This is a genomic window from Faecalicatena orotica (assembly GCF_003149245.1).
Classification (GTDB): Bacteria; Bacillota; Clostridia; order Lachnospirales; family Lachnospiraceae; genus Faecalicatena_A; species Faecalicatena_A orotica.
Genome location: NZ_QGDL01000003.1, coordinates 191,686 through 210,011, shown reverse-complemented (window position 1 = coordinate 210,011; position 18,326 = coordinate 191,686). Strand labels below are relative to the sequence as shown.

General features: G+C 46.3%; 17 protein-coding genes. All 17 read left to right on the top strand.

What is annotated here, in order from left to right; translation table 11 throughout:
* Window positions 1–2: 2 nt before the first annotated feature.
* Entirely contained in the window at window positions 3–1,424 is a 1,422-nt protein-coding gene (locus A8806_RS06750; RefSeq protein ID WP_109730423.1) for a chitobiase/beta-hexosaminidase C-terminal domain-containing protein, read from the top strand.
* Window positions 1,425–1,606: 182 nt separating this feature from the next.
* Entirely contained in the window at window positions 1,607–2,788 is a 1,182-nt protein-coding gene (locus A8806_RS06745; protein ID WP_109730422.1) for an iron-containing alcohol dehydrogenase, read from the top strand.
* A gap of 218 nt (window positions 2,789–3,006) precedes the next feature.
* Window positions 3,007–3,897 carry a sulfide/dihydroorotate dehydrogenase-like FAD/NAD-binding protein gene (locus A8806_RS06740; RefSeq protein WP_109730421.1) on the top strand — a complete coding sequence of 297 codons (891 nt, stop codon included), beginning with the start codon at window positions 3,007–3,009 and terminating at the stop codon, window positions 3,895–3,897.
* Entirely contained in the window at window positions 3,897–5,285 is a 1,389-nt protein-coding gene (gltA, locus tag A8806_RS06735; protein WP_109730420.1) for an NADPH-dependent glutamate synthase, read from the top strand. Before A8806_RS06740 ends, gltA begins: the two co-directional genes overlap by 1 nt.
* A 78-nt stretch (window positions 5,286–5,363) precedes the next feature.
* Window positions 5,364–5,777 carry a C-GCAxxG-C-C family protein gene (locus A8806_RS06730; protein ID WP_109730419.1) on the top strand — a complete coding sequence of 138 codons (414 nt, stop codon included), beginning with the start codon at window positions 5,364–5,366 and terminating at the stop codon, window positions 5,775–5,777.
* 17 nt (window positions 5,778–5,794) lie between these two features.
* Window positions 5,795–6,274: a 23S rRNA (pseudouridine(1915)-N(3))-methyltransferase RlmH gene (gene rlmH / locus A8806_RS06725; protein WP_109730418.1), complete on the top strand. Its 480-nt coding sequence runs from the start codon at window positions 5,795–5,797 to the stop codon at window positions 6,272–6,274.
* A gap of 91 nt (window positions 6,275–6,365) precedes the next feature.
* On the top strand, window positions 6,366–7,421 hold the full coding sequence (gene rsmH / locus A8806_RS06720; protein WP_109730417.1) for a 16S rRNA (cytosine(1402)-N(4))-methyltransferase RsmH: 1,056 nt from the start codon (window positions 6,366–6,368) through the stop codon (window positions 7,419–7,421).
* A gap of 125 nt (window positions 7,422–7,546) precedes the next feature.
* Entirely contained in the window at window positions 7,547–8,452 is a 906-nt protein-coding gene (locus tag A8806_RS06715) for a CAP domain-containing protein (RefSeq protein ID WP_109730416.1), read from the top strand.
* A gap of 297 nt (window positions 8,453–8,749) precedes the next feature.
* Entirely contained in the window at window positions 8,750–9,526 is a 777-nt protein-coding gene (locus A8806_RS06710; protein WP_109730415.1) for an ABC transporter ATP-binding protein, read from the top strand.
* Window positions 9,516–11,588, top strand: a complete 2,073-nt coding sequence (locus tag A8806_RS06705) for an ABC transporter permease (protein WP_109730414.1) — start codon at window positions 9,516–9,518, stop codon at window positions 11,586–11,588. Before A8806_RS06710 ends, A8806_RS06705 begins: the two co-directional genes overlap by 11 nt.
* A 9-nt stretch (window positions 11,589–11,597) precedes the next feature.
* The gene (locus tag A8806_RS06700) at window positions 11,598–12,308 is read left to right on the top strand and encodes a response regulator transcription factor (RefSeq protein ID WP_109730413.1); all 711 of its coding nucleotides are present in this window, start codon (window positions 11,598–11,600) and stop codon (window positions 12,306–12,308) included.
* Window positions 12,277–13,308 (top strand): sensor histidine kinase, encoded by a 1,032-nt coding sequence (locus A8806_RS06695; RefSeq protein ID WP_109730412.1) that lies wholly within the window; start codon window positions 12,277–12,279, stop codon window positions 13,306–13,308. The genes A8806_RS06700 and A8806_RS06695 overlap by 32 nt, the downstream gene beginning before the upstream one ends.
* A gap of 116 nt (window positions 13,309–13,424) precedes the next feature.
* Window positions 13,425–14,492, top strand: coding sequence for a helix-turn-helix domain-containing protein (locus A8806_RS06690; RefSeq protein WP_109730411.1), 1,068 nt, complete (start codon window positions 13,425–13,427; stop codon window positions 14,490–14,492).
* A 105-nt stretch (window positions 14,493–14,597) separates the two neighbouring features.
* The gene (locus A8806_RS06685) at window positions 14,598–15,659 is read left to right on the top strand and encodes an endonuclease/exonuclease/phosphatase family protein (protein ID WP_181368612.1); all 1,062 of its coding nucleotides are present in this window, start codon (window positions 14,598–14,600) and stop codon (window positions 15,657–15,659) included.
* Window positions 15,660–15,847: 188 nt separating this feature from the next.
* Entirely contained in the window at window positions 15,848–16,315 is a 468-nt protein-coding gene (locus A8806_RS06680) for an NADH-quinone oxidoreductase subunit NuoE family protein (protein ID WP_242995972.1), read from the top strand.
* An 89-nt stretch (window positions 16,316–16,404) separates the two neighbouring features.
* Window positions 16,405–17,076 carry a response regulator transcription factor gene (locus tag A8806_RS06675; protein ID WP_109730409.1) on the top strand — a complete coding sequence of 224 codons (672 nt, stop codon included), beginning with the start codon at window positions 16,405–16,407 and terminating at the stop codon, window positions 17,074–17,076.
* Window positions 17,064–18,308, top strand: coding sequence for a HAMP domain-containing sensor histidine kinase (locus tag A8806_RS06670; protein WP_109730408.1), 1,245 nt, complete (start codon window positions 17,064–17,066; stop codon window positions 18,306–18,308). Before A8806_RS06675 ends, A8806_RS06670 begins: the two co-directional genes overlap by 13 nt.
* Window positions 18,309–18,326: the final 18 nt, after the last annotated feature.

The window sequence follows — 18,326 nt, the reverse complement described above, 5'->3', positions numbered from 1 at the left end:
AGATGAGATGTACAAATTGTGGTGCCATGATTCCGGACGATATGCTGTATTGTCCGGAATGCGGTATGGAAGTTCAGATTGTACCGGATTATAACCCTCTGGAAGATGTCCTCGCGCAGGAAGTAAAAGGATCTATTGAAGACGCCACAAGACAGATAAGGACGGACGATATCAGAAGATACCGCCGTGAGGGGTCAAGGGAATACAGCAATTCAACAAGGGTATTAAGTCAGGGGGAGCTGGACGAGATACGCGCCAAGAGGAATGCCGCCATGAGGCAGAGCCGCCAGGCCGGGAGAAATACGGCAGGGAACCAGCGGCAGACAGGCAGGAATACGACAGGAAATATAAGGCAGACGGGCAGGGGTACAACAGGGAACATGCGGCAGACACGTCCCGATACCAGTTCTATACGCAGACAAACAACAGGTAATCTACGTCAGAGGAGTGAAGCAGAGGAAAAGAGACGCCAACAGATCGCACGCAAGAAGCGGCTTGCTAAAAAACGCCGCCAGAGGGCGCTTATTATTATCCTGCTTTTGATTATTCTGGGAGGTGTTCTTGGTTTTGCCTATTACCAGAATTCTTATGAGGGACAGATAAGAAAAGGAAATCAGGCCCTCCAGTCAAGTGATTATTCACTTGCTGAGACATATTATAACAAAGCAATTTCAAAAAATAACAAAAAGGCGGAGGCCTATACCGGGCTTTCAAAGGTCTATATCCAGCAGGATGATCTGGAGGCTGCAGAAACAGTATTTTTAACAGCGATCGGCTCACAGCCCTCCAATGTCGAGATCTATAAGGCTGCGATCAGTTTCTATGTGGATACAAAGCAGCTGATCAAAGTCTCAGAGCTTTTGGATGACTGCGAATACGATGAAGTCCTGGACGGGGTCAGGGATTATGTTTCCACTGAGCCGGAATTCAGCCTGGAGGAAGGCACATATGAGGAAGTACAGCAGGTAACCTTAAGTACGGATAACGGGACAATCTATTATACAGATGATGGTTCCGAACCAGATACTTCCAGCAAGAAGTATACGGAACCGATCCTGCTGAATAAGGAAGGAACAAACGTTATAAAGGCAATCACCGTGAACAAGAAGAAGATCCCGAGCCTGACCGCTTCGAAAACATATGTCATCGAACTCCCGATCGAGGATGCGCCATCTGTCACCCCTTCCACGGGACAGTATGAGTCAGCAGGGCAGATTACCATTACCGTGCCGGAAGGATACACGGCATATTATACGATGGACAATACTGATCCGACAGATCCGGCTGTGAGTGCTGAAGAATATACCGGCCCGATAGATATGCCTGAGGGACAGACTATGTTCTCTGCCGTTCTCAAAAATAATAATTCCGGCAAGTATACACAGGTCACCAAGCGGAATTACGTACTGGAAATCAGTGAATAGAATGCTGTATAAATGAATATAAAGGAAGAAGTACCGTTGTGTTAAAAAATAAACAAAAACACAGCGGTATTTTTGTACAAAATTTAACGTGATTTTTATGTTACTATGGTTGCGTTAAAAGTTTAACAGTGCTATAATGAAAACGTTAAAAAAATAACGTACTTATAAAGGAGATGCATAAAATGAGCAGATTCACATTACCAAGAGACATTTACCACGGAAAAGGCTGTCTGGAAGAACTGAAAAACCTGAAAGGAAAAAAGGCTATCCTTGTAGTAGGCGGCGGTTCCATGAAGCGTCAGGGATTTCTTGACAGGGCAGTCAATTACTTAAAAGAAGCAGGAATGGAAGTTCAGTTATTTGAGGGTGTAGAGCCGGACCCGTCTGTAGAGACCGTTATGAAAGGCGCCGAAGCTATGCGGGCATTCGAGCCGGACTGGATCGTAGCAATGGGCGGTGGTTCACCAATAGATGCAGCAAAAGCAATGTGGGCATTTTACGAATATCCGGAAGTTACATTCGAAGACTTATGTATCCCGTTTAACTTCCCGGAACTGAGACAGAAGGCGAAATTCGCTGCAATTCCGTCAACATCAGGTACAGCGACAGAAGTTACTGCATTCTCTGTTATCACAAACTACCAGACAGGAGTGAAATACCCTCTGGCTGACTTTAACATCACACCAGATGTTGCAATCGTAGATTCCGAACTGGTTGAAGGACTTCCTGCAAAACAGGTTGCCTACACAGGTATGGACGCACTGACTCATGCAATCGAGGCATATGTATCTACATTAAACTGTGCTTTCACAGATCCGCTTGCAATTCAGGCAATTGAGATGGTATTTGATTACCTGCCGGCTTCTTACAGAGGAAACATGGATGCAAGGGCAGAAATGCACACAGCCCAGTGTCTGGCAGGTATGGCATTCTCCAATGCACTGCTTGGTATTGTACATTCTATGGCACACAAGACAGGCGCTGCATTCTCAACCGGACATATCACACACGGATGCGCCAATGCAATGTACCTGCCATATGTAATCAAATACAATGCAAAAGACCCGGTAGCTGCTAAACGCTATGCAGAGATCGCCCGCAGGGTGGGCCTTCAGGGTGCTTCAGAAAAGGCATTAATCAACAGCCTCTGTGAAAAAATTGACGACTTCAATGTACAGATGAGCATTCCGAAGACTCTCAAAGAATTTGGAATTATCGAAGAAGAATTCAAAGAGAAGATCGCAAAGATTTCCGAGCTGGCAGTAGGAGATGCCTGCACAGGCTCCAACCCAAGAAGCATAACACCGGCCGAAATGGAAAGACTGTTTAACTGCATCTACTACGGAACAGAGGTAGATTTCTAAGAAAAGAAATTAACAGGCAGGCTTTAGGATTCTTGAAAAAATACCGTTTGGAATGCAGGGGACCTGCATTTCAGGCGGTATTTTTTCATTTCATTAGGAAAGTACGCCCTATGAAATAAAAAGCCCTCCGGGGCGTGAATTCATTGAAAGAATACTTGCCAATCCTTTGTTTATAGCGTATTATAAGGAAAGGGTGATTTTTTACAAGGAGGAATAAGATGTACAAGATATTAAAAGCAGAAAAACTGGCTGATAAAATCTATCTTATGGATGTACACGCACCGCGTGTTGCAAGCCATTGCCAGCCAGGCCAGTTCGTGATTGTGAAGATGGATGACAAAGGAGAAAGAATCCCTCTTACAATCTGTGATTACGACAGAGAGGCGGGGACAATCACAATCGTGTTCCAGGAAGTTGGAGCATCTACAACTAAGATGGCAGATTTAAAAGAAGGGGACAGTTTCCGTGATTTCGTTGGGCCTCTGGGATGTCCATCTGAGTTTATTCACGAAGATCTTGAAGAACTGAAGAACAAAAAGATGTTATTTGTAGCCGGCGGTGTAGGTGCTGCACCGGTTTACCCACAGGTAAAATGGCTGCATGAGAACGGAATAGATGCAGATGTCATCGTTGGTTCCAAGACACATGATATGTTGATTCTTGAAAAAGAACTGGAAGAGGTTGCAGGCAATCTCTATGTTACAACAGATGACGGTTCCTACGGTCGTTCAGGAATGGTTACGGCTGTAATCGAAGATCTGGTGAAGAATGAAGGAAAACAGTATGATGTCTGTGTTGCAATCGGACCGATGATCATGATGAAGTTTGTATGTCTGCTTACAAAGAAGCTGGAGCTTCCTACAATTGTCAGCATGAACCCGATCATGGTAGACGGAACAGGTATGTGCGGTGCATGCCGTCTTCAGGTAGGAGACGAAATTAAATTCGCATGTGTTGACGGACCGGAATTCGACGGACACCTCGTTGATTTTGACCAGGCTATGAAAAGAAGCCAGATGTACAAGTCTGAAGAAGGCCGTGCTATGCTGAAATTACAAGAAGGAGACACTCATCATGGTGGCTGCGGAAACTGCGGAGGTGACAACTAATGGCTGATGTATTAAAGAAAGTGCCTGTCAGAGAGCAGGACCCGAAAGTACGTGCAACAAACTTTGAAGAAGTTTGTCTTGGATATAATAAGGAAGAAGCAATGGAAGAAGCAGTCAGATGTTTAGGCTGCAAGAACGCAAAATGTATTGCCGGATGCCCGGTTGCGATTGATATTCCCGGATTCATCAAGGAAGTAAAGGAAGGTAATATCGAAGAGGCTTATAAAGTGATTGGTAAGTCTTCAGCACTCCCTGCGATCTGCGGACGTGTATGCCCGCAGGAATCCCAGTGTGAAGGAAAGTGTATCCGCGGAATCAAAGGCGAACCTGTTTCTATCGGAAAGCTGGAAAGATTCGTGGCAGATTATGCGCTGGAGCATGATATCAAGCCGGAATGCCCTGAGACGACAAACGGCCATAAAGTTGCAGTAATTGGATCAGGCCCGTCAGGACTCACATGTGCAGGCGACCTTGCCAAGATGGGGTATGATGTTACTGTATTTGAGGCACTCCATGAGCTCGGCGGCGTACTCGTATATGGTATTCCTGAATTCCGTCTTCCGAAGCAGAAAGTTGTTGCCAAGGAGATTGAAAAGGTAAAAGAATTAGGTGTTAAGTTTGAGCCTAACGTTGTAATCGGTAAATCCACAACCATCGACCAGCTGATCGAGGAAGAAGGATTTGAGGCTGTTTTTGTTGGTTCAGGAGCAGGACTTCCAATGTTCATGGGAATCCCGGGAGAAAATGCGAACGGCGTATTCTCAGCAAACGAATATCTGACGAGAAGCAACCTCATGAAAGCATTCGATGACAACTATGATACCCCGATTGTTGCCGGCACCAAGGTAGCAGTAGTCGGCGGAGGAAACGTTGCAATGGATGCTGCCAGAACTGCATTAAGACTAGGGGCTGAAGTACATATTGTATACAGGAGAAGTGAAGCTGAGCTTCCGGCCAGAGTGGAAGAAGTACACCATGCAAAAGAAGAGGGTGTAATCTTCGACCTTCTGACGAATCCAAAAGAGATTCTTGTGGACGACAACGGATATGTAAAAGGCATGAGAGTTATTAAGATGGAACTGGGCGAGCCGGATGCATCTGGCAGAAGACGTCCGGTTGAAATCCCGGGTTCTGAATACGAGATCGAATTAGATACCGTTGTTATGTCACTCGGAACTTCACCGAACCCGCTGATCTCTTCTACAACAAAGGGACTCGAAGTAAACAGAAGAAAATGTATTGTAGCAGAGGAAGAAAACGGCCAGACATCCAAGGAAGGCGTTTATGCCGGCGGTGATGCCGTAACAGGGGCTGCAACAGTAATCCTTGCAATGGGTGCCGGAAAAGCCGGTGCAAAAGGAATCGACGAATATTTGAATCACAAATAGAAAGCTTCTCCATAGCTGTAAAGACTGCGGAACATTCTGCAGACGGCTATGGAGAAGTTCTTTTATCAGGAGGAAAAGATGACAAAAAAAGAACTTGCATTAGAATATCATAAAAAAGGATACAATTGCTGTCAGGCCGTTGCCTGTTCTTTCTGCAAAGACTTTGGGGTTTCCGAGGAGGAAATGTTCCGTATTTCAGAAGGATTTGGTTTCGGAATGGGAATGATGGAAGTCTGCGGGGCATTGTCCGGACTGTTTATGATCATCGGTCTGAACAACAGCGTAGGTGACCTTGACAAAGGGAAATCAACAAAGGCAGATACCTACAGGAAAGTTAAGGACTATGCTGAAAAATTCAAAGAGAAGAACCGCTCCCTCCTCTGCCGCGAGTTAAAAGGAATCGGCTCAGACCGGCCAATCTGCAGCTGTGACCAGTGTATTGCAGATGCTGTTGATCTTGTAGAAGAATATCTCCGGGAAAATCCGGCATAAGGAAGACGGCTGACCATATGAAAATTACAGTTTTAACCGTAGGAAAAATAAAGGAAAAATATCTAAAAGACGCAGTCGCTGAATACAGCAAAAGACTGAGCAAATATTGTAAGCTGGAAATCATAGAGGTGGCGGATGAAAAGACCCCTGACCAGGCGGGTGAAACCGTGGAAGAACAGATCCGCGGGAAAGAAGGGGAGCGTCTGGTGAAGTATATCAGGGACGATGCCTATGTCATTACCCTCGAAATTCAGGGCAGGCAGCTGACTTCGGAAGAACTGGCGGATAAGATCGACAAGCTGGGAATTTCCAGTATCAGCCATATTATTTTTGTCATAGGGGGGTCTATCGGACTGGGCAAAGCGGTCTTGGAAAGGTCTGATTACGCATTGAGTTTTTCAAAAATGACATTCCCACATCAGCTGATGCGTGTAATCCTTTTAGAACAGATCTACCGGAGTTACCGGATTATCCAAAAAGAACCATACCATAAATAATGGAGGTTTTAACCTTCTTATGTAATCACACGCGCATATAACAGGGGCGGCTTTGAGTAAAACCGTACTTTGCTCTCAGGAAAGGAATATCATGGACAATCAGGAACAGAAACATAAAAGGCGTCCCCGGTACAAGGGTACGCATCCGAGAAATTATAAGGAAAAATACAAAGAACTGCAGCCTGAAAAATATGCAGACACGATTGAAAAGGTTATCCAGAAAGGAAGTACCCCTGCCGGAATGCATATTTCCATCTGCGTCAGGGAAATCCTTGACTTTCTGGAGATTAAACAGGGGCAGCGGGGGCTGGATGCCACGCTAGGTTACGGCGGACATACACTGGAGATGCTGAAGTGTCTGGAGCATGAAGGACACATTTATGCGCTGGACGTCGATCCGATCGAATCAGCCAAAACGAAGGAACGTCTGGAAAATCTGGGATATGGCCCGGACATCCTTACAGTAAAGCTTCTGAATTTTGCGAATGTGGACCAGATTGCCAGTGAGGCCGGTTTATTTGATTTTGTGCTGGCTGATCTGGGTGTATCCTCTATGCAGATCGATAATCCCGAAAGAGGATTCTCCTATAAGACGGACGGTCCTCTTGACCTCCGGATGAACCCGGAAAAGGGAATTACCGCGGCAGAACGTCTGCGTACAATTGATGTACAGGAGCTTGAAGGGATGCTGACGGAAAATGCGGATGAACCTTATGCTGCCCTGATTGCCGAAGCGGTTGTGACTGAGATACAAAAGGGCAGGGAGATTGCCGCCACAAAGGATTTGCGGGATATTATCGCACAGACACTTGATTTTCTGCCCGCAGCCGAAAAAAAGGAAGCAGTCAAAAAATCCTGCCAGAGGACTTTTCAGGCACTCCGCATCGATGTGAACAGTGAATTCGAAGTTCTCTATGAGTTTCTGGATAAGCTGCCCCACATCCTTGCACCCGGGGGCCGCGCAGCCATTCTGACTTTCCATTCCGGGGAAGACCGGCTTGTGAAGAAGTCATTCAAACAGTATCAGAGAGAGGGCCTCTACAGCGAGATTGCAAAGGATGTCATCCGCCCATCCGCCGAGGAGTGTGCAAGAAACAGCAGGGCCCGTTCCACAAAGATGAGGTGGGCCGTCAGGTCAAATATGTAATATCAGGAATCTGTACCAGTTATTGCTTGTATCATTTTTTCACATTGCATGTTATTATCCTGTTTGTAACAATTATGTAATATCTACGTAATACTTACATAATAACAAAACAACAGGAGGTTCATATGAGAAGGCTATCAATTTTAGCAATTACAACAGCAATCGGGGTTGCGGGAAGTACCGTTCTCCCGGCGCAGGCAGCAGATACAGGCACAGGCAGTCAGAAAGTGGCACCGGGCTACGGGGTAACCATCATCCAGGGAGATGACCTGAACAGCCTGAAAGACAAGCTAAACGGTCTGGGCGGTAACATAGGGGGGATCTACTGGCAGGTATGCCCGCCGGATTTTGCTCCTCCGGGTGAAAGTACACCGGATTTACCGGACACGGATACTCCGGATGCAGATCAGCCGGACGTTCCGGACAGTAATCTTCCAGATAACAATCTGCCCGATACTGACCGGCCGGGGACAGATACCCCTGACATGAATCTTCCGGATACGGATCATCCGGGAACGGATAATGAAGTGCCGGGCGGCGGAACAGGCCAGCCGGATCAGGATATAGACGGGCCGGGAGAAGACGCCGACAAACCCGGCGGAGATATCAATCATCCGGAGGGGGATGACAGCCAGCCGGAAACAGATTCACAGGACCGTACTTTCATACAGCAGGTAGCAGATTTAGTAAATGCCGAAAGAGTAAAAGCAGGCCTAACCCCTCTTGCGATTGACAGCAAAATCGAGGCGGCGGCACTTGTGAGGGCAAAAGAGACAGAAACATCCTTTTCGCACACAAGGCCAGACGGGAGTTCTTTCAGCACAGCACTCACAGAACAGGGGGTCAGCTTTCAGGGCTCCGGTGAGAACATCGCATGGGGACAGCGCACTCCCCAGGAAGTTATGACAGGCTGGATGAACAGTGACGGGCACAGGGCGAATATCCTGAATCCCAAATTCACGAAAATTGGTGTTGGGTATTACCAGAATGCAGCCGGGCGCAATTACTGGACACAGTTGTTTACATACTAGAGTGTGTTTGAAAAGTTCTGTTGCAGGTTTGTCCGGCAGGCTCACACTGTGACAGTATCTCGATCAAAGCGGAACAGGGTCAGAAAACCTTGTTCCGCTTTTTGTACGGCAGGTAATTGTTCACATGACTATTCCTTTCTTTGGACACACACAGTACCTTCAATAGTATTTTTCCTGAATCCTTACAAAGACTGTAAGTGTTTTCCTGCACAGGAATCCTGTATACTATGAATAGAGATCCACCAAATGAAACAGTCAGCAGACTGACAGATAGAGTAGAAAGGGGAAAGGATTTAAATGAAGGAAAAATTACTGGACATCCAATCACTAAAGAAAAACTATGGAAAGAATGGTAACGTGACAAAAGCGTTAAACGGAATTACATTTCAGGTGTTGGACCGTGAGTTTCTAGGGATCATGGGAAGCAGCGGCTCTGGAAAGACGACTCTTTTGAACTGTATTGCGACCGCGGTGCACCCGACAGAAGGCGAAATCCTTTTAAACGGGGAGGACATCAGTGCCTATAAGGGGAAGAGACTCGCGGAATACCGGGGAAAGCGTATCGGTTACCTGTTTCAGAATTTTGAATTGCTCGATAATCTTACCGGCCGGGAAAATATTATGCTTCCGCCTGCAATCCAGAATGTGCCGGAAAAAGAGGGGGCGGCCCGTCTGGCACAACTGGCGGAATATCTGGAGATTGAGGACATTCTGGACAAATTCCCGTCACAGATGTCAGGGGGAGAGAAACAGCGTATCGCAGCGGCCAGAGCAATGATTCTGAATCCGGACATGCTTCTTGCGGATGAACCGACGGGTTCTCTGGATTCTAAGAATGCCAGATCGCTGATGGAAAAACTGTCTTTACTGAACCAGCAGGATGGCTCAACCATCCTTATGGTTACGCATGACTGCAATGCGGCAAGCTATTGCTCGCGTATCCTTTTCATTCAGGATGGAAGGATTTTCCATGAATTAAGGAGAAAATATCCAAAGGAGACACAGCAGGATTTTTACGAGCGCATTCTAAGTGTCATGGCTCAGCTGGGAGGGGGAAGCGCAAATGTTCTTTAAACTTGTCCTGAAAAACGGCAGGAGGAGCCGGAAAGAAAACGGTTTATTCTTCCTCTCACTGATTGTTTCTATCATTGCATTTTACATTATCCTGTCTCTTGAAAACCAGGATGTCATGAAATTTCTGCTCCGGATGGAAAGCGATGCGGTAAATAAGATCTACCGGCTTCTTCCGGTACTCTACGGTGTTTCGCTCTTCTTACTGTTCTTTCTCGTTTATTTTGCAGGAAAGTACCAGATCGAAAGAAGAAGCCATGAGCTGGGAATGTATCTGATGATGGGGATGCGGCGCTCAAAGCTCTTTGCCATGATGATGGCGGAAGATATCTTCAACAGCATCTTTTCGCTGCTGATTGGTATCCCGATTGCCATATTTCTTTCAGAAATGATCAGCCTGATTACTGCGAAAGTGGTTGGACTGGGAATCATAGGGCATCGCTTTACATTGTCATGGAAGGCGGTCTTATGGACCTTTATCGGATTCTTTACCATCAAATTTTTTGCAATGCTGCTATTTAGCGGTTCTGTCGTCAAAAAAGAAGTCATCAGCCTGCTGTCAGATACACAGGAGAAAAAACAGAAGAGGAAGAGACGCGGAATCGGGTATGTACAGGTCATTGCCGGAATCCTCTCTCTGGCAGTGGCTTACTATACGGCGATCCGTGGAAACGCATGGGAGTCGCCTCTCAGGTTTGGGATGACAGTTGTACTGGGAATTGCAGGGACCTTCCTTTGGTTTCATGGAGCAGGGCTTCTTCTGGAACTGACTTTCAGATTAAAGAAAACAAACAGGGGGCTGTCGACATTTACATTCCGCCAGCTGCAGGAAAATGTTTTTCTGCGCCCGGCCTCCCTGGCAGTGTCCTCCCTGCTCATTCTGGCCGCACTTTGCTGTTTTGGCTATGGCATGTCTGTAAGCCTCGAAGCATCCGGCAGTGAGGCACACCATATAGATTACACATTCATAGATTACAGCCAAAGCGTTCCTGACAAGGAGACAGCAGACGAAGAACCATCCGTCAAAGAGATTTTGAAAAACACAGGATTAGATGCGGAATTTTCGCAACTGTTCGAAGTAAAGACGGGGATGCCTGATGATGAAAACGCATTCTCCGGAGAAGGTTTTCGCCGTGCAGTAAATTCACTTGGAAATTCAGAAAACGTGCAAAGCCTGTCAGAGAGCCTTGAATATTTTACAACGCCTTATTTTATTTCCCTGTCCGGATACAACCAGATCCTTGAGACTGACGGGAAAGCCCCTATTGAGCTTTCCGGGAATCAGGCCGCGCTGTACAGTGACCAGGACTTTTATTTCGGAGAACGGCTGGACCTTTTAAATGAGGTACTCTCCCAAAATCCTGTTATAGAGCTCAATGGTGTCCCTTTCGAATTGAAGGATCAGGTATACCAGACAAATTTAGTTGTGGACCGCTCCATTACGCTTGCCCTCGGAGTCATTATCCCGGACAGCGTATATGACCGCCTTGTGACCAGAAATTCCGATTCTTACTGGAATGCGGTTTTAAAAGAGAACCTTGTTCAGAAAGAGGGGCTGATGCAGGCCATGATGGGTATTAATGAAAGATTGAATCAGACTTCCCTTGAATATGAAAGCTATCTGCAGAATATGGGCAGGCAGTTGTTCTATTTCATCGCATTGGGATATATTACGATCTACCTTGCCGTCATTTTCCTGATCATAGCCAATACTGTCATGGGAGTACAATTCCTGATGCACCAGCGGAAAACAGGCAGGCGTTACCATGTCCTGATCCGCCTCGGGAGTTCGTACAAGGCATTATGCAAAAGCGCAGACAAACAGATCAAATGGTATTTCGGCCTGCCCGTCCTGACCGCGGCAGTCAGCAGTTTCTTCGGTATACAGGCGCTGTTTGCAGGCTTTATTTCAATGGAAATGAAAACGGAGGTGCCCATGCTTTTAAAGCTGGGTTGTGCTATGATAATCCTGCTTGTTGTGGTAGAATTTATTTATATTGCTGCCGTAACGAGATTAAGCCGCAGGCAGCTTCTTGGTATGATTGAGAATAAGAGGGAAGAGTAGGAGATTTATATGAGCAGGATTGTAATAGCAGAAGACGAGGAATTTATGAGGGAAGAACTGGAGTATCTTCTCTCCGGGGCCGGCTATGAAACGGTAAGCCTGAACCATTTTTCGGATACGGCTTCGGAAATACTTGCAAACAATCCGGACCTTGTGCTGCTGGATATCAATCTGCCGGGGCAGACCGGATTCGAGGTATGCAGATTCATCCGCCGGAAAAGTCTGGTACCGGTACTCGTTCTGACAAGCAGGGACAATATGAAGGACGAACTGCATGCCCTGGGGCTTGGGGCGGATGAATATCTGCCAAAGCCCTGCCACAGGGACCGCCTGCTGGCGAGGATTGCCAATCTGCTCAGAAGATACAAGGACAAAGAGCACTTTCTGGAAGTGCCCGGAATCCGGTTGGATTTAAATACTTATACGATATATACAAATCAGACATCCTATGTACTCCCTGAGAACCAGGGAAAGATCGTGGAACAGCTGTTATCCCCATTGGGCAGAATTGTTTCGAAGGAGGAGCTTTTTCAGACGCTTTGGGGAACTTCCGAATATGTAGATGAAAATGCACTTCAGGTCAACATGACCCGGTTGAAAAAGACGCTGGAACGGCTGGCGCTGAACTATAGAATCGTTACTGTGCGCGGCACTGGATATTTTATTGAGCAAAAACAGGAGGATCCGCATGCTGAAGAAACTGCTTCATTACTGTTATAACCATAGCATCTGGCTGGCACTGCTTGTGTGTACCGATTTTCTGTTCATAATTTTCTTATGGCTGCTTAGTCCGGGCAAATTCCTGATCCTGCTCGGTGCCATGCTCTTTGTGTCTTTTCTCATGTTCAGCATCGCTCTGTGGATCGCTTACAGCAGTGATTCAAAAAAGGAAAAAGCCTATATGGAACTGTTGGAAAACCGGGAGCTGGCGGAAGATGAAAGCTTTCTGACCGCTTTTTGCGGAACAGATTATACGATTGCACAGGCTCTGGTGAAAAGGCTTCAGAGCGAATACCGCGAAAACAAGAAGCAGAAGAGTGATATTCAGGAATATGAAGATTATATGGAAACATGGGCACACGAGGTTAAGACGCCGCTGGCATTAATGACGTTTGTACTCGATAACAGAAAAGAGGAGATGTCCACCGGTGTTTTCCATAAGCTGGAGTATGCAAGAAGCCAGCTGCAGGAAGATATTGACCAGGTCCTGTACTATGCAGGACTGAAGGCCGTACATTCGGATTTCCTGTTCGAAAAGGTATCTTTAAGGGATTGTTGTACGGAGGCTCTGTCTGAATACAGGGCCCTGTTGGATGAAGCGGGTTTCCTGATACAAAACGAAACAGAGGACATCGGGGTTTTATCGGACAGAAAGGGACTCATTTTCATCATCGGACAGGCTGTCAGCAACAGCATCAAATACGCAGACCCGGAGAAAGAGAAAAATACTCTTAAACTGTATACAGAGTGGGCCCCGTCTGGGAATGAAACCATGCTGCATATCCGCGACAACGGTATCGGAGTCCCTGAATATGATATTCCCTTCATTTTCGACAAAGGATTTACCGGCGGAAATCTCAGGCAGCGGAAAAAAGCAACCGGCATGGGGCTCTACCTGGTTAGAGAATTAGCGAAAAGGCTCAAGATCCGTGTCGGCACAAACCCGGAATATAAGACTGGATTTGAACTCGTATTAACATTTCCCCGTGTGTCGAAGTAAACCACAGGTTAAATTCTGCCTCCGGTTAGTTGCCCGGTGGTAAATTGTAAAAGTGCCTCCTTAAATGATATAATTATTTTGTCAGGAAGAAGATAAAAAGTTTGGGAGGACAAATTATGCCGATTAATACAATTATCCGTGAAAAAAGGAAGGAACTGGGGCTGACCCAGGAGAGAATTGCCGAATATCTGGGTGTATCCACCCCTGCCGTAAATAAGTGGGAAAAGGGTTCGTCGTATCCGGATGTTACACTACTTCCGCCGCTGGCGCGCCTGTTGCAGGTAGATATGAATACTTTGTTTTGTTTCCATGAGGAACTCTCAGAACAGGAAATCGAATCTTTCTGCAAAGAATTATCACAGGCCATCAGCGAAAGCGGGCTCGATGCCGGTTTTACACTTTTACACGAAAAATTGCGGGCATATCCCCGCTGCGCCCCGTTGGTACATAAATCGGCCCTCCTGCTGGACGGTGCCCTAATCATGGCGGGAATGCCTGCTGACGAAAAAGGCCAGTATACGGACCAGATCATGGAACTGTATCATCGTGCAGTGGAAGACGGAGATGAAAAAATCCGGATTTCTTCTGCATTTATGCTTTCTTCCAAGTATGAATTGCGGGGAGATTACCAGAAGGCCCATGAAATGCTGGAACTGGTCCCGGAACGGCTGGGAATAGACAAGAAGCAGCAGGAAGCCTCGATTTATATGAAGGAGGGGAAGATGGATGACGCGGTCAGAATACTGGAACATTTGCTGCAAATGAGACTGAGTGAAATCATGATCATTCTGATGTATCTGGGCGAATGTGCCGTAAAAAAAGATGATCATGAGATGGCCGGATATGCTGCTAAAGCATGGGAAAAGACTGCCGAAACCTTCGGACTATGGGAGTACAGCAGCCAGGTGCTCAAGTTTCACACGGCAGTCCTTCTAAAAGATGAAGAAAGAGCGGTCTCTCTCCTAAAAAGAATGCTCTTTGCTATTCGGACTCCCTGGGATATGAAAAGCACCGTTTTGTTCCGGGATATAGCACCTGATATTTCTGGAATCGATGCGTCACAAAAACAGAACTCAGAAAAAAAGCTGCTTTCGGGACTGATGTCTGAAATGAAAAATAATCCAATGTATGATTTTCTCCAGACGAATGAAGAATTTTTAAGAATAGCAAAACGGTTTCTGTGAATGTTTTCTCCTCCTACTATACAAAATGTTAAGTTTAAGTTAAAATAAGTTCAAGGTATATACATCATTTTTATCCTTAAACAAAGTATGGAGAGAGGCGGTTTTATGAAAAAGAAGAGAAAAGGATTGAAAATAGCAGGAGGAATTGTAATTGCTGTCATACTGATTCTCGCAGTTTTAGTAGGATATCTGACGATACGGGAATACCGTCCGGAGGCGGTTGAAGCCGTTGAAACGGGAAATGGAACAGATTCGCTGGATATTGGGGATTCATTTACAATACTTACATACAATACCGGTTATGCGGGATTAAGTAAAGATGAAGATTTTTTTATGGACGGCGGTACAAAAGTGCAGCCGGAGAGCAAAGAATTAGTAGAAAATAATCTAAAGGGGATCACGTCCATTTTAGAGAAACAGGACGCGGATATTTATTTTCTTCAGGAAGTAGACCGGGATTCCAAACGTTCCTACCATATTGACGAGCAGGAATACTATGAGGATGCACTCGGGTTAACCGGAATGTTCGCATGCAATTTTAAGTGTGATTATGTTCCGTACCCGCTGCCACCGATCGGAAAAGTAAAAAGCGGCCTTGTCACCATGACTAGTCTGGAAGTCACGGATGCATCCCGTATCGCACTTCCGGAGTCCTTCAGTTGGCCGGTCAAGACCTGTAACCTGAAACGCTGTATGCTTGAGACGAGGGTCCCGCTTGAAGGCACAGACAAAGAACTCGTCCTGATCAATTTCCATCTCGAGGCTTATGACAGCGGCGAAGGAAAGATTGCACAGAGCAGGATGCTTGCAGAAAAACTGGAAGCCGAATATGAAAAAGGTAATTATGTCATTGCGGGTGGAGACTTCAACCAGACATTCGAGGGCATGGATAAATACCCGATCCACAACAAAGACAACTGGGTTCCCGGTATTGTCGGCACGGAAGATATCCCTGACGGGTTCTCCTTCGCTGTTTCCGACAACGTACCCACATGCAGGCTGTTAAACGGGCCTTACAGCGGAAACTACGAGGACTCACAGGTCTATGTCCTGGACGGATTTATCGTATCAGATAATATAAAGGTTAATCAGGTAGAGAATATCAATACTGACTTTGAATACACAGACCACCAGCCGGTGCGGATGGAAGGGACACTTTTAAATTAATATGTTTATGGCTCCTTTTGCAAAACAGAGGTCAACCATCAAGAACAAACCGCAGGACATCCGGCCCTGCGGTTTATCTATGCCTGCGGGGTATTGGACTTCATAAGGAACCTTTGACTGTATTAAGATTAAGGCTGACAGTTTCAGGTAATACTGATAAAATGGAAGAGAAACGGAGGTTAATAGAAATGAATGATTCTCAGAAAGCAGGGCAGACAGAAGAAATACTGCAGTATTACAGCCAGATGGACAACAAAAGCGATCAGGATAATATTGTACAGATGCTGAGGGAACTTCAGGAAGTCAACGGCTGCATCACCTCGGAGTTAAAGCGACGTGCGGCCGAAGCCGCCGGGGTCAGCCCTTCTGTCATTCAGGTATTGGTCAAAATCTACCCCTCACTGAAGGAGGCAGCCTACCAGCATGAAATCGTAGTCTGCACAGGAAAAGCCTGCACGGACAAAGGCTCACAGGAACTTTTGAAAATTCTGGGCAGGGAACTTAAGACCCAGAAAAACGGCATCTCAAAAGACGGCAAAGTATGTATAAAGACAAGGCCATGCCTGAAACAATGCCGGACCGCCCCCAACATACTCATCGACGGAAAACTCTACTCAAACATGACTGCAAAAGATGTTTTAAAATTGGTTAAATAATGCCAGTCCTATCTCCTTGTAGACTTTTTGTAGAGAATTTATTAGTATAATAACAACACGAACTCTGTAGAAAGTTGGATGAATATTATATGAAAAAAATTTTAGCAGTTGATGATGAGCCTGGAATCCTCCAGCTCTTAAAAGATTATTTTGAAATACAGGGATATCAGGTGATCACAGCCACGAACGGAACCGAGGTTTTCAGCAGGCTGTCCATGAAACCGGACCTTATCCTGCTGGATGTAAACCTTCCCGGGATTGACGGATTTGAGGTGTGTACGATGATCCGCAGCCATGTATCCTGCCCGATCGTCTTTCTGACCGCCAAGATTGAGGAGGAGGACCGGATACGGGGACTCCTTCTGGGCGGTGACGATTATATCGTTAAGCCGTTCAGTATCGAGGAACTGGGTGCAAGGGTTGAGGCACACCTGCGCCGGGAGGAGCGGAAGAATCAGACACAGGCTGTCAGAGTACAGGGGGCTCTGGCCATACACTATGAGGAGCGCTGTGTTTATTACGATAACCGGCCAGTGAACCTGACAAAAACAGAATTCAATATTGTGGAGCTTTTGTCCATGAACAGTGGACAGGTATTTTCCAAGGAACAGGTGTATGAGAAAGTGCGTGGCTACGACGGCTGCGGTGACAGCAGCATTGTGACTGAGCATATCCGACGCATCCGGCTGAAGCTGTCCGGGTTCACAAAGAAAACATACATAGAAACGGTATGGGGAGTGGGGTACAAATGGATTGGTTAGAAGAAAAAACATCTGTGGTCAGCCATAAAATACGCAATATCTCATTTCGAAGCGCAATCGCCGCATATATCCTCGTGTTTGCCGCGGCTGGGGCGGTACTGTCTTATCTGACGATAACGGCCTGCTACCGGTATGAAAGCATGATCTGGAGCAGATACAGCGGTGACAGCGAATTATGGTTCTTTACCATCAAATTGTCGGAGTGGCCGTTCTGGACGGACAGTTACACCGGTTTTCAGAATCACGACGGGCTCTGGATGCTCCTGCTCGACACGATACGTGTGTGGAGTCCCTTTGTCTATGGAGTAGCAGGGTCTATTGCCGCAAGCCTGCTTTTTTATAAGAAAAGATTGAAAAAACCGCTGAATATTCTAAAAGAAGGCACAGAGCAGGTACGGCGGAATAATCTGGATTTTGACCTGACATATGAAAGCAGGGATGAGATGGGGCTGCTCTGCCGTTCCTTCGACGAAATGCGGCTTGAACTCATACATAATAAGGAAATGATGTGGGAGCTGGTAGAGAACCAGAAACAGCTCAATGCCGCATTTGCCCATGACTTAAGGACGCCGCTAACCGTTCTGAAAGGATATTCTGACTTTCTGGAGCGCTACCTGCCGCAGGGGAAAATCAGTCAGGAGAAAATGTTAGAGACGCTCAGACTGATGTCAGAGCATTTAAGCCGTCTGGAACAGTACAGCAGGACAATGAAAGGAATCCGCAGCCTTGATGAGATTCCGGTACAAAAAGAACTCTATACGCCCGGGCAGATCCAGAGTGAAATTTTAGAGGTTATCTTTGCACTGAACCAGATCGGCGATGTGGAAATTATTCTCAGCGGACAAACTGAAACCCTGCCCTCAAAAAAAGCTGCTGTCGATGTAAATCTCCTTCTGGAGGTTCTGGAAAATCTGCTGTCAAATGCCATCCGCTTTGCATCCAGACGGATTACAGTCACACTTCAATATGAAGAAAGAGAAGAGATGTTGTATCTGGTCGTTCAGGATGACGGAAGCGGATTTACGGAATATGACTTTCAAAAAGCCCTCCTTCCTTACCACAGGGAGCACCGGAAACTGCCGGAAGAGAATGACGGTGAGAATCCCCATTTTGGAATCGGGCTCCATATCTGCAGGCAGCTTTGTGCCAAGCACGGCGGTGAGTTAAGTCTGGCCAACTCCATAGAAGGCGGTGCGGTTGTGACAGCTTCATTTTCCAGTAAGAATGAATGAAGAGAATCTTAAGTTTTC